Raw genomic sequence first — 15,638 nt, 5'->3', positions numbered from 1 at the left:
CTCCTTAGGAACGTACGAGTCGCGCGATGGCGGCACTCGCTTCGCGAATTTTTTCGTCGGCGACGGCGCCGCCTTCACGGCTGGCTTCGGCAACGCAATGGTTGAGGTGGTCGTCGAGCAGGGCAAGAGCAACAGTTTCGAGCGCTTTCGTTGCTGCAGACACCTGAGTGAGCACATCGATGCAGTAGGTGTCTTCTTCAACCATGCGGTGGATGCCGCGAACCTGACCTTCAGCGCGACGCAACCGCTTGAGCAGCTGCTCCTTGTTGTCGTCGTAGCCGACCATGATTCTCCTTCAGCATAGATACCCCCGAGGGGTATCTCTATTACACGCCTGAACGAGCCGAAAGTCAACTGCGCTAGTGAGCACTGCGCGCCGGGTGGGTGGCTACTGTCTAGTTCGGAGACCTGACCAAGCTTTGACTACTTTGTGACGGAGTTCAGTCAACGACGACCAGAGATGCTTTTTCGGCTGCTCTTCGTTGAGTGGTTTGCCGTTGAGCAGAATACCCGGGGACGAGGCATTGATGGTCATTACGTGGTTGGCGAATTGGTTGGCGGCATTCGCTGAAGTGCTGGCGGATGACGACAGTGCGTTTCGCGAAGTCTCTAAGCGGTTGGTCGCTGATGTTGCGACGGCGTTAGCTTTGGCGACGATAGCGTCGCGGTGTGCGGCAAGGGCCTTGGCTGCGTTCATGACGACCGCAAGGACGGCGAGGACAGCGGTGATGGTGAGGGGGACAACTACTTCTTCTGGGCGACTGGGAAATGGCAGCTCGATTCGTCCGGCGAAGATGCTCTCGATGATGCCGGTGGTGCCGCCGCTGGAAACAAAGGCACTGTACGCGTCAGAGAGCAGCCCTGAGAGGGCTCCGAGAACTGTGGCGATGGCACCGACGATGAGGGCGAACAGGAAGTCGCGGGCGCGCGTTACCGTGTGGCGTGACCCGAGGGCGAAGAGTTGAAATGCCGCAAACATTCCAATCGCCCCGACTACGGTCGCAATCCCCAATCCCAGTTGGCCGACGATCACTGCGGCGGCAATGGCGAGGGGTATCGCGAGTACTGAGAGGAGTGCTCCGAGGGCGAAGCTGTAGGGCTTGGTGGAGAAATCTGACACGGTGGCGACCTCCGATCGCACGGCAACGGCATCGTTGCTTTAGGTACCAGACTAGCTTTTTGCTGGGCTCTCAGCAGGAGTTTTTGGGAGTGCTACTCGACGAGGCCGCCGAGATGATCGGTCAGTAGGGCCGCCCGCTGCACGAGATGCGTCAGCTGCGGTGACACTCGACGTGTTTTCCGACTTGTTCGATAACGACCTCGGCGTCGTGTTGGCTGCACTAGACACGCAGATTGCGCTCCGCACGCCAACGACAGGTTGCAAAGATGAGCTCACTTTGACTTGATCCAGCTCCCAGCGGCCGGATTCCACCAGCCGCTCTTAACAGATCCTCCCAATATCGGGTTCAGCATGGCTTGGACGCGTTCCTCGGCGACCGACGCGTTGGGAAAGTTCTCCAAGAGCCCGAGAGGTCGAGCGAGCACCAGATATCGACTCGACCAGTCCGGAGGGATGACGAATGCCGCTATTTGGTCGAGTTCGCGACGTTTGGATTCAGTTGCTACTGCAATCCACAGGCGTTGAGCATCGAGCGATTCCGTCAACGAAATAGTAAGGAGATCAATCAAGTCCTTGACGCGCGACGAGGGAGATTTACTCTCCCCGTATCTCGAGTGGGTTGCGCATAGTTTGTCCGCCACTTGGTCCACCAGCGGGTACAGCACGTAGTCGAAAGTGCGCAGACGGGCAAGCGGCGACCGATTGGCCGGACTCAACGTTTCGAGCTCTCCTGTGGGCTTGTAGCCTGCTGCAACGTCTATTGACAGGGTGCTCTGCTTCGTCACGCCAACGTAGACGTCAAAGGTCAGGCGGCAGCCGAGCGAGCATGCCTGTGCCGCCCTTGAGCACGAACTTGGGCGGCTGAACGGAAAACACTCTGCACAGGAATCGGTCAAATGTCGCTTGTCGGATCAGATCGCCGACCCCGACTGACTTGGCTCTCTCGTCGCGCTGTGCGGCACTTTTGATTGCTGCCTGAACGGCGCGTGCGTTGGAATACGGAGCGTCTTCAGTCTGCATTGGGTTCCTGGCTCTGCGTCGCGAGGCTCTGCAGCGAGTTGACATCTTTCACGAGCGCTTGCACGGATCGTATGTCGTCGTCGGATCGGGCGGTGCGCAGCGCTTCGATCGGTTTTGCGAGTGTTCCGGATCGTTCTGCTGCATCGGCGGGGGAGGTCGCTGAGCGCCACGCGGGGTTTGAAAGCACCCGCTGGATTTGGGTCGCAACGTCGACGTGACCCAGCTCGAGAAGTTTCCTCATCAGCGCGAGTCCGTCGTCTTTGGTAAACCCATTTCGTGAGGCGAGGGGGCCCAGTAGAGCTGCAAGATAATCCAGTTGAACGGTTCTGGAACGGAGCGCGTCACCCACGAGATCCCCGACAAGGCTCAGGTCTTCTTTGTCCTGCACTAGATCCGCGATCGTTCGCTCAATTCCCGTGGTCGGGATTCCGGCTACCAGAGTGATCTGGTCGGCTACGAGGAGTCTTCGTTTGAAGCGGATGTCGGGGCGCTGCGACTGCCGACGGGCTGCTGAAGTGAAAACGTAGGGGGTGGGGAGGAGATCTCCAATTCCGTGCAGGGCCGCCGCCGTATTTCCGCTCATGACTATTCCGTCTACTCCGTCCCGGATGCGGTCGTCAGCCATTCGATCTGGATCGAGGCTGAGCCAAGCAGCTCGGATGTCGTCGAATTCGTGCGGTGGACTCCCGGCGTCTCTGTAGACGCCATGGGCGAGGCGTTCGAGATGTCCGCTCTCTGCGAGCCGCGCGATCTGTACTCGACTTACTTGTATCGAGCGTGCCTGCGACGTTGTGGCCATTCCCCACTGGCCTGAGGATATCTCCGCCAGTGCGCGAAGAGCCTCGGACGTGTTCATGCTTGAATAGTAACGTTCAAATAGATACTTTTCAAGTACAGGTGGATGCTTTCTGCGTCCAGATGGACAGAACCCAACCGTGCCCTGCCGTCCGAGGGGCACGCTGCCTGATGATGGCGCATGGATGCTCATGACGTAGTTGTCGAGTCGATTGGTCGCACGACGCGCGACGTCAGAGCTACCCGCGCAAGGCAAGTGCGAACGGGAGCACGGCATCCACCCCCGCTTCGCGGAGTGCTTTCGCGGCGATGGCAAGGGTCCAGCGGGAGTCGACGAGGTCGTCGACGAGGAGCACGGGGCCGTTGGGGAGCGCGCTGCGTTTGGGGTCACTCGCTGCGGCATCGCTCGCTGCCGGGTCGCTTCCGCTGGTTCCGCCGGCCCATTCGAATTGCCCCCACACGCTGGCGAGCCGGTAGGCACTGTTGCCGCCGGGCTCGCCGGTGGGGCCAGCGCCGGTGAGCGAGAGTTGGCCGAGGTAGGGCAGTTTGCCGGCGGCGGCGAGGCCTTCGGCGATGGAGGCGATGAGTTGGGGGCGGCTGCGGGACGGCATCGAGACCACGGCTTGGGGCCGGTCATCCCAGTTCCAGTCGGCGAGCACGCGGACGCAGGCGGCGATGAGTGCAGGGGAGGCGGGTGCATCTGTCGCGCCGGCGGCGAAGAGGGTGCGTAGTGTTCCGCCCCAGCCGAGGTCGGTGAGGCGGGCGAGGGCGCGTCCTTCGGTGGCGCGTTCGTCGGGGGCGATGCGGCCGCGCACGGGAAGTCCGAGGCGGTCGGCGCCGGTGGGCCATTGGGCGCGGGGTTCGATGGGCACGCCTACACGGTCGAGGGTTGCGGTGGCGCGGGTGGTGGCATCCGCGGCTATGTCGGTGGGGAACCAGGTGCCGGCGCAGTTGTCGCAGCGTCCGCAGGGGGTGGCGGTGTCGTCGTCGAGGGCGCGTTGGAGGAACTCCATGCGGCAGCCGGCTGGGCCTTCGGGGAGGCGTTCGTAGTCGAGCATGTGTTGTTGTTCGGCTCGGCGGGCGGCGGTGACTCCGGCGTAGCGTTCGGCGTCGTATACCCAGGACTGTCCGGTGGCGACCCAGCCGCCTTGCACACGGGCGACGGCACCGTCGACGTCGAGCACTTTGAGGAGCAGTTCGAGTGGGGTGCGGCGCAGGTTGACGCGTGCTTCGAGCGCTGGGGTGGAGAGTGTGCCGTTTCCGGATGCTGCGGCGGCGGTGAGTTCGGCGATGACGAGTTCGGCGCGGTCTTGGTCGGGCATGGATGAGGTGGCGAAGTATTTCCAGATCTCTTCGTCTTCGGGTCCGGGCATAAGTAGTACGTCGGCGTTGTCTGTCGCGCGCCCCGCGCGGCCGACCTGTTGGTAGTAGGCGACGGGGGAGGATGGTGCGCCCAGGTGCACGACGAAGCCGAGGTCGGGTTTGTCGAAGCCCATGCCGAGGGCGCTGGTGGCGACGAGTGCTTTGACGGTGTTGTCTTTGAGCGCCTGTTCGGATTCTTCGCGCTCTTGGGGGTCGGTTTTGCCGGTGTAGGCGCGCACGTCGAGCCCGGAGTCGCGCAGCAGCCGCGCGGTGTCTTCGGCGGCGGAGACGGTGAGCGTGTAGATGATGCCGCTGCCGGGCAGTTCGGCGAGGTGGCTCAGCAGCCAGCCGAGGCGGGCGCGGGCGTCGGGCATCCGCAGCACTCCGAGGCGGAGGGATGCCCGGGCGAGTGGTCCGCGGATGGTGACGACTTCGGTGCCGCCGTTGCTGTTCCTGTTGCCGGCGTCGCTACCTGCGCCGTTCGTGTCGCCGTGTTCTGCGGCGCCAGCTTCCGCGCTGCCTTCAAGTTGCGCCGCCACATCGGCAACGACGCGGGAGTTGGCTGTGGCGGTGGTTGCCAGCACGGGGACTCCGGCGGGCATGGTGGTGATGAGTTCGCGCAGGCGGCGGTAGTCGGGCCGAAAGTCGTGGCCCCAGTCGCTGATGCAGTGCGCTTCGTCGACGACGAGCATCCCGATGCGGTTGATCAGTGCGGGCAGTTGGTTGTCGCGAAAGCTGGGGTTGTTGAGGCGTTCGGGGGAGACGAGCAGCACATCAACTTCGTCGTTGGCGAGCTGCTGCTGAACCTCAGCCCATTCGTGCGGGTTGGTGGAGTTGATGGCGACGGCGCGAACTCCGGCGCGGGATGCTGCGGCTATCTGGTCACGCATCAGCGCAAGCAGTGGCGACACGAGCACGGTCGGGCCCGCACCTCGGCGGCGCATCAGCAGCGTGGAAACGAAGTAGACGGCGGACTTTCCCCACCCGGTGCGCTGCACCACGAGCGCACGGCGGCGCCCATCGACGAGCGTCTCGATCGCCTCAAACTGCCCCTCATGAAAATCGGCAGTCTCATTGCCGACAAGAGTGCGAAGAACGGTCAGGGCCTCAGTGCGGGTATCTGTCACGTGGCTAGTGTGGCAGGGGGTGCTGACTTTCGTGTCCTTCTTTTGCTCCTGGAGATTCTAGATGAACCCCTCCTCCACGAATCTCTCCTGTACATCGCAATTCCAGCCAGCCGTAGAACGAGCGCCGAGAGGTAGATGTACAGATGGTAGAGCGCGCCTAACACTGGGTAACAGCAAACGTTTAGGTGCCTAGGATGCTAGTTCCTAGAGACCCGCAGCGCTCCTAAGACCACCAGGCATTGGCGCCGTGATGACGTTCAATAGTTAGTACACGCGTATGGCATGAGCGTATTCACGCGTCTCCTTGTAAAAAATTGCGTAACCAGGCAGTGCTGTGAGCTGCCAGTCTGGAAGCGCGGACGCGGCTATCTCGAACGCTCGAGTTGCGGTTAGGCCGGCCGGGACATCCACCAGCAATGGGGACGCTTTCGATGAAGATGCAGGTTTACCGGTGCTTTGATACCTAAAATTAAATGGCAACGCACGCTTCAACTGGACTAAGTAATCGTCTAAGTGCAACCGCCCTGGGCTCATCGGAACCTCATATTGAAGATTTATTGGATACAGGCGATCGAAGTGATCTGCGGTTATGGAGGACGTATCGCGTTCTCGTCCTGGATCTTTGTTGCCGAATCCATTGAAATTCCACATGGCTTCGCCCGTGGCTCGATGTTTTTTGATGAGGAGTGTCTCAGGTGCGACCGCAGACATGTCCTCATCAACATAGATCGCCGTAAACGCCAATGCTTCTAACGATATGTTCAGTCGACCCTCAAATTTCGTCAGGTGGTTGAGGAGCCTTTTCTGTAGTTGGCGATCGGCTTTCCCGATGTAGACCAATGAGCCGTCCAAGTAGATTTGGTAAACGCCACCTCTGTCAGCGACTGCGTCGGTCAAATGTGCTCTAGTGAACGGGATTGCATCTAGCGCTATGAAAGCTTCAGCGAGTTGGTCCCCTAAGGCTTTAGTAATGCTCAGCTTAAAATCGGCTACGCCTGGCATGAAATAATCTGCCTCGGGAGTTCGCTATTTGGCATTTTTTCCTTGATTCTCTCGCGACCACTGCCCCAAGGCCACAATCGGATTAGTTCCGCTTTCGAGCGCTCGGAGATACGCGTCCAAGACTCCAAGTCTGTACGTCAGTGCACTGCCGTCGTTGGGACTTTGCGAAAGCCGGTTGAACTCTAACAACTCATATTCCCCGAGCGTCACCTCGGTATCGTTCGGATCAATGTCCGCGCGCCGGTCTTCGTCGAACTCGCGCAAATGACTTCTTGAGGGGAACGGGCGACCTTTGTTCGTGCGCATTTGGTGGAGCAAATAGTACAAAGAAACCATGCCAGTGCTTGCAAGAAGCGGGTCATTCTCTATAAATATCTCTGCAAGGCTCGTTTGGCGTTGTAAACAGCTATCCGTGAAGCCGAGGACTTGTGCCGCACCGTCGCGTTCTTCCTTCATCTCCTTAAAAAATGTATCTAGCCGAAACTTCTTCGCATCTCGGACGGGTTCTACGATGCGTCTTTGGCTCAGGGATTCCTCCCAGTACAAGAACTTCGCGGCAAGATCCAAATGGCGATACCGCTGATTGCTGAAAGGCAGGCGGCTCGTGAAAAAATCATTCATCACCAGAGTCCTCACTGCTGGAGGGCACGGCCCTCCAAAAGCGTTGCGTTTTTCTGCGGCGTTTAGCGGAACCGCTTCGTTGAGGCGAGAAAACAGCTCCTCTATGAGTTCGAGGTCGTCCGTTCTGATCGACACCACATCTAGCGTCGTTGACTGGAGCCGGCTCAACATGCCTGGGTGCAGTTCCATAATTTCTTTGAACGTTAATCCGCCGATGTTCAAGCTCTCGTCAGCCAGGTAAACAAAATCTTTGTCCAGCGCGAACTTGTTTTCCATGAACCGAAATATCGCCTCTAGCCTCTGGCGGCCGTCGACCAACGCATATCGCATCTTTTTCCCGTTCGAACCGACGCGCGGTGTCGGAAAGAGATGGAAATATAGCTTCGGGATATCAAACTCGTTTAGAAGGGAGTCGATTAGCAGCTGCTGTTTGCTCAGGGACCACACAGCACCCTGTCGCTGGTACGACGGGCTCATGTCGATTTCATCCCGTATTGCATATAAGTACGAAACCGTGCTGTTACGGAGTTTGTTTATTTCGAGTTCTGTCATGACTATTTCATCCCTGCTAGACATAGCTGTTCTTGATGCGTGCGCCGATGTGCTCCAAATCCGGGTATACCGATGCTGCATGTATGCCGAGGAGCTCGAGCTCTTCCCGAATGCCCTGCTTGAATTCAACTGGAATCGTCCACGACTCCAACTGGGCAGAACAACTCACCTGCATATCTGCAGAATCGAGCGGATGGGAAATAGTGAACACGCCGCTCTGAGCAACGAGTCGATCGAAGGATTGAGGCGCCAATACGGCGATCGGGCCGCCCATCTGCGTAAATTCCTCGCTAGGAAGGTATCGGTCAATTCGGGTCCCTTCACTGCCGAGGAGGAGGAGATCGACGCCTGCGCCAAACTGTGCTCTGTTGAGCTCGCTTGGTTGTAGCGAGTAAAATTCGCCTGCGCAATCCGCCTTGTCTTGGTTCTGGTCGTGTTCCACAGCGAAGAATAAAGCTAGAAGAGGGTTCTCAGACCAGTCAAGCAGTCGTGTCGGAACGCCATGGTGTTGGGCAAGACAGAGCCACTCCCAGTCATCAATTGGGAGTCTCGCCGAACGGTAAGAGGCCGATTGCCGAAATCGCTTGAGCATGTCACGCTCTCCGTCAATCCAACCTCGATGTCGTTTTACGGAGGGTTCGAGGCCCCATGCGGAATCAATCTGTCCTCGATACCAGCGATTGCCTGAGGCCTGGATTTCTTTCAGTCTCTCGAGCATCTGTGCGACCGACGATATAGTGCTCAATCGTGACTCCATCCGAGTAACATCTCAGATTCTCCTTTGATCCGTAGGACAAGAGCAGCCTAGCGGGTTGGAACTTTGACTCCGCAATACGGTCAACTTGCGAGGCGAAGCCTCGGCGCTTGCATAGATTTTGATGCTTCGAGCGCGCTCGAGACGCTGGATGCCGTGATGCGCGCGAGATCTACAGGAACGGCATTGCCTAATTGCCGCATCGCTTCAGACCAAGAGCCATGAAGCTCATAGGTGTCAGGAAATGTTTGAAGCCGTGCGCTCTCGCGAATCGAAAAATATCTCACGCTGCCGTCAACATTTCGCATCATATTTTCACCGCCCGGCACTCCATGCGCTCCCGCCTTTAGTGTCTTAGCAGGCATGTCGAGCGGGCTTCCGGTGTGCCCCGGATATGACCTTGCGCCGAGTTGAAGGAAGTGGTTTAGGAACGGCCCGGATCCATCGAGTTTTGGTTCAGAGAGCCCCTCTAAAGCATCGCGAACAGTTCTCCACGGTTGCATTGTTCCGCTTGAATCGGAGCGACGAATCCTTTCTATCCGGGTCTCAATTCCTTTTGGCTTCTCTGGCCTGGCACTCTCTACTATTTTGTGTCGATCCCAATATTCGCCGGTAAACCACTGGGACAGGAGCAGCGCATCGAGGCTATGAGTTGGCGCGGGGAATGACCAGTGCGCGTCGACGTCTGAGCGAAAACCAACGATGAACACTCGGTGCCTCTGTTGAGGCACGCCATAGTCCGCCGCGTTTACGAGAGTCGGCAGCACGTTGTACTGGAGAAGGTGGTTGTTTGAAGATGTGGCTTCGGCCTGGAGCCTCGCTAGGTGGTCGAGCCAGAGCTCTCCCGGGTGAGAAATTAGCTCCGGGTACTGTAGGCGCAGAAGGATCAGTTGGTAGTAGTTAGCAAAAGCTGACCGCGTCAGTCCTCGGACATTCTCAAGGATGAAAGCTCGCGGCTGGATTGCGCGGACAACTTCGACAGCCGCTGGAAACATGTCCCGAGAATCGTCTGCTGCGCGGGAATTTCCTCCCATGCTAAAAGGCTGACATGGCGGCCCGCCTGTGACCAGGTCCACTTCCCCTGCAAACGATTGCCAATCGACCGCCCGCACGTCCCCTTCATACACATTCCAGTTCTTCACTAGATCGAAACCGGAATCTGCGTTCTGGCGCACAGTGTCGCAAGCCCACTTATCCCACTCTACGAAGATTGACGGCTCAAATCCCGCCAGTCCAGCGCCAAGAGCCAGCCCACCGGCACCCCCAAATAACTCAACTGATCGCATTTTACGATCCTATTCGTAGACCACCGACAATCTGCCCGCAACATTCCCCAGGCCGAAAAGTGCAACACAGTGCAGGGCAAAAGATGCATTTGACCCGGCTGCCATTCGGTCGTTTCCTTCGTGGAAGGTTAAGCAGCTGGACCTGTCGAATCAACGTGCCGTTGCAGCAGCCGGCAGATTGGGGAGCGACGCGTCACTTCTGGCAGCTCGGGCACCACCACATGTAGCGCGTATCGGTAGGGCCGGTGCCGAGCTGATCCGACTCGATGCGGGTGCCGCAGCGCAGGCACGCTTCCCCGCGCCGCCCGTGCACCCAATAGCGGGGCTTGCCTCGCGGCAAGCCCGTCAGATTGCGGATCGGGCGATCCTTGTTCACCATGATCGCCTTGTAGCCGAGCGCGACGAGGCGTTTCGGGTCCGCGATCTCACCGATGGGGGTGTGGGGGCGAAAGCCGCGCAGAAAGCTCAACTCGTTCGCAAACACATTGCCGAGGCCCGCCAGATTCCGCTGGTCGAGCAGAGCGAGCGCGACGGGGCGTGCAGGGTCCGAAAGCAGATTCGCCAACGCTAGTTCGGCATCCCAATCAGGCCCCAAAAGGTCAGGCCCGAAGTGCCCCACAATGCTGTCTTCGGATGCCGTGGGCACCACCTCAAGCAGCCCGAGTTCAAAACCTACCGCCACTTTCGATGCCGTGCTCAGCACCCCGCGTGCCAGGTAAGACGGCTTGCGCCACCGCTCTCCGGCACCATAAATCTGCCAGACACCCTCCATCTTGAGGTGGCTGTGGATAGTGAGGCCAGGGCTGGGCTCGCCCGCTGCTGATAACGAAGCCGTGACGCCGGGATCCGCGCCAACCCGAATCAGCAGGTGCTTGCCGCGCGGCACGACACTCGTGACGGTCTGGCCGCTGAGGTCGAGGGTCGCGAATGCGGGCACGCGAAAGTCGGTGCGAGTGAGCGTCTGTCCTTCGAGCGCTACCCTCAGTTTTGCGGCCGCCTTGTAGACGGAATCACCCTCAGGCACGAAGCCTCAACCCCTGCGGTGTCGGCACGAATCCGGCCTCCACGAGAGCCTTGCCCACGGGAGTTCCGACGGCGAAGTCGCCATTCACTTTCTCGATGCGCAACTTGGGGAGGGTCCCGCGCAGGGTGCTCGTGAGCGAACGCGTCGCGGCATCCACCACGGCAGGTTCGAGATCGAAGGCCAGCAGGGACTTGCCGCCGCGCTCCAAGTAGAGGGCGAGGTGGCCATCAACGAGCACCACAATGGCGCCCGCTTTGCGGCCGGGGCGATGCTTCTTGGGAGCATCCGCGGCAGACTTTGCGGCTGTCGCAGCCCCGGCAGATGCAGACGATGCCGCAGCGGAGTCATCCGTGGCAGTGCCCCACGTTGCCGAACCCGCATCGGACGCACCAGCACCAGCCCCGCCAGCTTCTGCCCCAGCATCCGAGCCGCCAATCCCGGGCCACCCAAGCGCTGCGCCATACGGGTTGGCGGGGTCGGTTGCGGCGAGAGTGATCGCTCGAAGTTCTGGGGCGGCATCCGGATCCCGGGTGAAACCACGCAGGCGGTCAACGGTCGCGCCGGTCGCGAACTGTGCAGCACCGAGCCCGTCGATGAAGTAGCCGCGGCGTGCCCGGCCGGTTTCTTCGAAGCCGCTCAGCACCCGGTACGTCAGGGCGAAGCCACCACGGATGCCCTCGCTCACAACAGCGCCGCGAGTAACGACCGCGTGCCGTTCGAGCATCAACTCGGCGGTCGACTTGGCGCGAACGGTCGTGTCGCCCTCGGCAGTTTCGAGCAGAGCCCAGCGTCCGGATGCGCTCGGAGGACCAGCCTGAGCCACGGTCGAGACGCGTCCGCGGTAGGCACGTGCGCGCGCCGGTCGCGGTGCCCGCGTAGCTCGCACGGTGCCGCCGAGGTGTGAGCGAAGCGGGGAAAAGCTGTCGTTGGTGATGAGCGAACGCCACACCAAATCCCACAGTTCCTTAAGCAGGCCCTTGTCGTCGGTACTGCCGACCTGGTTCGAAAGCTGCCGGAAGAAGAATGCGCCACCACCCGCGAGCGAATCGAGAATGCTCTGCTGCAGTTCGCTCAGCCCATCGCGGTCAGGCTCGGGCAGGGTCAGCGCCGCTGTCGCCGCGGGATGCAGACTGATCCAACCGTCGTTGCCGGCCAGTGCACCGTGCCCGGCCCACACCACCTCGCCCGAGGTCGTGAGCTCATCAAGCCAGGCGGGCGAATAGTCGCGAATGCGCGCGCTCAGAATGAAGTCTTCCCACGCGGATGCCGGCGCCGAGTAACCAGCAAGTTGGTCGATCACTTGCGCTAGGCCGTCGATCCCGCGCAGCGAGTCACCGGCAGCAGACACATGTTGCCACGCGGGCAGGAACCGACCAAGGGTCGCGTGCGAGACGGGCTCGACTTCTTGGCGGAGTGCCGCGAGCGAGCGACTCCGCAGTCGTCGCAGCACATCCACGGAGCACCACTCGGTGCCGCTCGCGCCGGGGCGAAACTCTCCATCCACGACGCGACGATCGGCCGCGAGGCGACGCAGGGTGTCCTGCACGACGGCTGTTCCGAGACCGAAGCGGGCGGCGGCATCCGCCAGTGTGAAAGGTCCGTGGGTGCGGGCGTAGCGACTCACGAGGTCGCCGACGGGATCGTCGACCGGTTCGATAAACGCGGCGGGCACCCCGATGGGCAACGGCACCCCGAGGGCATCGCGCAGGCGGGCGGCATCCTCGATGACGGCCCAGCGACGTTCGCCCGCGATAGTCACCTCGAGCACACGGTTGGCTTTGGCCAACCCGGTGAGATCGGTCGCGAGTGCCGCGCCCGTAACCAGCGATCGCGCCTCGATTTCGATGACGGACTGCGGCCCAAGCACGCGCAGCAGATCGACGAGCCCCTCCGCATCCCGCGCATGGCGTTCGGGCACGAGCCGCTGCACTTCATTCTCGGTCTGCTCGATGACACCGGGGTCGAGCAGTTCGCGCAGCTCCGCCCGGCCCAACAGCTCAGCGAGCAGCGCCGGGTCGAGCGAAAGCGCTGCAGCCCGACGTTCGGCAAGCGGTGAATCGCCCTCGTATACGAAAGCGGCCATGTAGCCGAAGAGCAGACTGCGCGCGAACGGCGACGGCACCTCGGTCTCGGTCTCCATGACGCGGATGCTGCGGCTCGCGATCCGCTTCGTCAGCGCTGTGAGCGCGGGCAGGTCGTACACGTCTTGCAGCACTTCGCGCACAGTCTCAAGCACGATCGGAAAACTCGGATACTTGCGGGCAACATCCAACAACTGGGAGGCACGCTGGCGTTGTTGCCACAGCGGCGACCGCTTGCCGGGGTCACGCCGAGGAAGCAACAGCGCGCGGGCGGCGCACTCCCGGAACCGTGCCGCAAACAGCGCCGAGCTGCCCACTTCTTCAGTGACGATCTGCTCGAGCTCGTCAGCGTCGAACACAAAGAGGTCGGCACCGGGCGGGGCGGCATCGGTGTCAGGGATGCGCACGACGATGCCATCGTCTCCGGCCATGGCAGCGCCATCCACCCCCAACTGTTCGCGAATACGGGCGGTGATCGCCAAAGCCCAGGGTGCGTGAACGGGCATGCCGTAAGGGGAATGTAGTACTACGCGCCAGTCACCGAGCTCATCGCGAAACCGCTCAACGACGAGCGTCGTGTCACTTGGCACGTGCCCGGTCGCCGCCTTTTGCTCGGTGACGAGAGCAAGCAGGTTGCCGACCGCATGCTCGTCGAGCCCGATCGATTGGGCTCGCGCCGTCGCCACCGCCACGGATGCTGTAGCGATTTCCTTGGTGAAGGCACCAATCGCTTCCCCCAGTTCTGCCGGGCGGCCGAGGCCATCGCCCTTCCAGAATGGTACGCGGCCGGGTTGGCCGAAGGCGGGGGAGACCAGCACTTGATCGTGGGTGATGTCTTCAATGCGCCAACTGGTGGTGCCGAGCGCGAAGATGTCACCGACGCGGGATTCGTAGACCATCTCTTCGTCGAGTTCGCCGACGCGACGGCCGGGGGCTCCCGCTTCACCGCCGATCATGAAGACGCCGAAGAGTCCGCGGTCGGGGATGGTGCCGCCCGAGGTTACGGCGAGACGCTGGGAGCCGGGCCGGCCGCTGAGGGTTCCGGCGACCCGATCCCACCCGACGCGGGGTCGTAGCTCAGAGAACTCGTCGCCTGGGTAGAGCCCGCTCAGCAGGTCGAGGGTGGCGTCGAACGCGCTGCGTGGAAGGCTGGAGAAAGGCGCGCTGCGACGCACAGTATCGAACCAGTCCTCGATGTCGATCTCGTCGAGAGCAACGGCGGCCACGGTCTGTTGTGCCAGAACATCGAGCGGGTTTGTTGGCACAGCGAGTGCCTCAATCTGCCCGCTGCGCATCCGTTCAACAGCAACAGAGGTATGGATGAGGTCGGTGCGATGCTTCGGGAACAGCATCCCTTTGGAGATTTCCCCCACCTGGTGTCCGGCTCGCCCAATCCGCTGAAGCCCACTCGCAACCGACGGTGGCGACTCAACCTGAATGACGAGGTCGACCGCGCCCATGTCGATACCGAGCTCCAGCGAGCTCGTCGCAACAACACAGCGCAGCACGCCAGTCTTGAGATCATCTTCGATGATCGCGCGCTGGTCTTTGCTGACCGAACCGTGATGCGCGCGGGCCAGCAGGGGCGCGGCTCCCATCGTGGACCCGCCCTGCGCCATCATCTGCGCTGGTGGCTTCCACGATTGTTGCGGTGCGGCGTAGGCCGTGGCATCCGCGCTCGCTTGGCTGCGGGCCATCGCCTCGGCACCGTCGACGCCGTCGATGCTGCCGTCGCTCATCCGCTCGTCATAAATCTCATTGAGGCGGGCGGTCAGCCGTTCGGCAAGACGTCGGGAATTCGCAAAGACGATGGTCGACCGGTGTTCGAGAATCGCGTCGACGATGCGCTCCTCTACGTGCGGCCACAACGAAGCGGCAGATTCGGGAGTTGCCTCAGCGTCGCCGCCAGAGCCAGCACCAGAGCCCCCACTTGCCTGCCCGCGAGCCGCCGCTACAGTCCCCGGAATCGTCATATCGGGAACCGGAACAACCACGCTCAGCTCGAACGTCTTCGCCGAGGGAGGGTGCACGATCGTCACAGGCGAGCGCCCGCCAAGAAAGCGAGCAACCTCTTCAATCGGGCGCACGGTCGCCGAGAGTCCGATGCGCTGCACGGGTTTCGCGAGCAGGGCATCCAACCGCTCCAACGACAGCGCAAGGTGGGCACCACGCTTGGTGGCGGCGACCGCGTGCACTTCGTCGATGATGACGGTGTCGACGTTCTTGAGAGTCTCACGGGCTGCCGACGTCAACATCAAATACAGCGACTCCGGCGTCGTGATCAGGATGTCGGGAGGGGTGCGAGCGAGCAGCCGGCGGTCTTGCGTGGTGGTGTCACCCGAGCGCACCCCCACGGTGATGTCAGTCTGGCTGAGCCCCAGCCGCCGAGCGGTCTGGGTAACGCCCACGAGGGGCGCGCGAAGGTTGCGCTCAACATCGACGCCGAGAGCCTTCAGCGGAGAGATGTAGAGCACGCGCGTGCGGTGCTTCGGATTCTCAGGGATCGGCAGCGACGCCAGCTGGTCAATCGCCCACAAGAACGCCGCAAGGGTCTTGCCCGAACCGGTCGGCGCGACAACGAGCGCGTGTGCCCCTGACGACACCGCATCCCACGCGCCCAGCTGGGCCGGGGTGGCAGCATCGAACGCGCCCTCAAACCACTCTCGGGTGGCGGGCGAGAACTTGCCGAGCACATCGCTCATTGTTCTATCTTCGTTGCAACCGCTGACAGTGCACTACGTGTGCGCGGAAGTGTCGCTCGACGTGCACCCGGCCCATGCGACACCGGGCTAGGACGCTGCTGATTTAGGGGTTTTTGGGAGGCCCGGCGAGTCGTGAGGGCCGTTTTTGACCTCTGTATTTCACGTTATCGCCTCCCAGTTCTCTTTTTCGGT

12 protein-coding genes are annotated in these 15,638 nt (G+C 61.3%); all 12 read right to left on the bottom strand.

Annotated features, from left to right (window positions below; all coding sequences use genetic code 11):
* Window positions 1-4: 4 nt before the first annotated feature.
* Window positions 5-286 carry a metal-sensitive transcriptional regulator gene (locus tag ABD112_RS14220; protein WP_343926830.1) on the bottom strand — a complete coding sequence of 94 codons (282 nt, stop codon included), beginning with the start codon at window positions 284-286 and terminating at the stop codon, window positions 5-7.
* 102 nt (window positions 287-388) lie between these two features.
* Window positions 389-1,120, bottom strand: a complete 732-nt coding sequence (locus ABD112_RS14215) for a hypothetical protein (RefSeq protein WP_343926829.1) — start codon at window positions 1,118-1,120, stop codon at window positions 389-391.
* 272 nt (window positions 1,121-1,392) lie between these two features.
* Complete coding sequence (locus ABD112_RS14210; protein ID WP_343926828.1) at window positions 1,393-1,905, bottom strand: nucleotidyl transferase AbiEii/AbiGii toxin family protein; 513 nt, start codon at window positions 1,903-1,905, stop codon at window positions 1,393-1,395.
* Window positions 1,906-1,918: 13 nt separating this feature from the next.
* Window positions 1,919-2,140, bottom strand: coding sequence for a hypothetical protein (locus ABD112_RS14205; RefSeq protein ID WP_343926827.1), 222 nt, complete (start codon window positions 2,138-2,140; stop codon window positions 1,919-1,921).
* Window positions 2,130-2,996 (bottom strand): type IV toxin-antitoxin system AbiEi family antitoxin domain-containing protein, encoded by an 867-nt coding sequence (locus ABD112_RS14200; protein WP_343926826.1) that lies wholly within the window; start codon window positions 2,994-2,996, stop codon window positions 2,130-2,132. The genes ABD112_RS14205 and ABD112_RS14200 overlap by 11 nt, the downstream gene beginning before the upstream one ends.
* Before the next feature lie 178 nt (window positions 2,997-3,174).
* Window positions 3,175-5,424, bottom strand: coding sequence for a RecQ family ATP-dependent DNA helicase (locus tag ABD112_RS14195; protein WP_343926825.1), 2,250 nt, complete (start codon window positions 5,422-5,424; stop codon window positions 3,175-3,177).
* A 264-nt stretch (window positions 5,425-5,688) separates the two neighbouring features.
* Complete coding sequence (locus ABD112_RS14190; RefSeq protein WP_343926824.1) at window positions 5,689-6,426, bottom strand: GIY-YIG nuclease family protein; 738 nt, start codon at window positions 6,424-6,426, stop codon at window positions 5,689-5,691.
* A 24-nt stretch (window positions 6,427-6,450) separates the two neighbouring features.
* Window positions 6,451-7,599: a DUF262 domain-containing protein gene (locus tag ABD112_RS14185; protein ID WP_343926823.1), complete on the bottom strand. Its 1,149-nt coding sequence runs from the start codon at window positions 7,597-7,599 to the stop codon at window positions 6,451-6,453.
* Between the two features lie 16 nt (window positions 7,600-7,615).
* Window positions 7,616-8,317, bottom strand: a complete 702-nt coding sequence (locus ABD112_RS14180; protein WP_343926879.1) for an FRG domain-containing protein — start codon at window positions 8,315-8,317, stop codon at window positions 7,616-7,618.
* A gap of 119 nt (window positions 8,318-8,436) precedes the next feature.
* On the bottom strand, window positions 8,437-9,639 hold the full coding sequence (locus ABD112_RS14175) for a DNA cytosine methyltransferase (RefSeq protein WP_343926822.1): 1,203 nt from the start codon (window positions 9,637-9,639) through the stop codon (window positions 8,437-8,439).
* 193 nt (window positions 9,640-9,832) lie between these two features.
* Window positions 9,833-10,663, bottom strand: coding sequence for a DNA-formamidopyrimidine glycosylase family protein (locus ABD112_RS14170; protein WP_343926821.1), 831 nt, complete (start codon window positions 10,661-10,663; stop codon window positions 9,833-9,835).
* Window positions 10,656-15,446: an ATP-dependent helicase gene (locus ABD112_RS14165; RefSeq protein WP_343926820.1), complete on the bottom strand. Its 4,791-nt coding sequence runs from the start codon at window positions 15,444-15,446 to the stop codon at window positions 10,656-10,658. The genes ABD112_RS14170 and ABD112_RS14165 overlap by 8 nt, the downstream gene beginning before the upstream one ends.
* Window positions 15,447-15,638: the final 192 nt, after the last annotated feature.

The organism is Rhodoglobus aureus (assembly GCF_039527955.1).
GTDB lineage: Bacteria > Actinomycetota > Actinomycetes > Actinomycetales > Microbacteriaceae > Rhodoglobus > Rhodoglobus aureus.
This window is presented reverse-complemented; position numbering and strand designations above follow the sequence as displayed.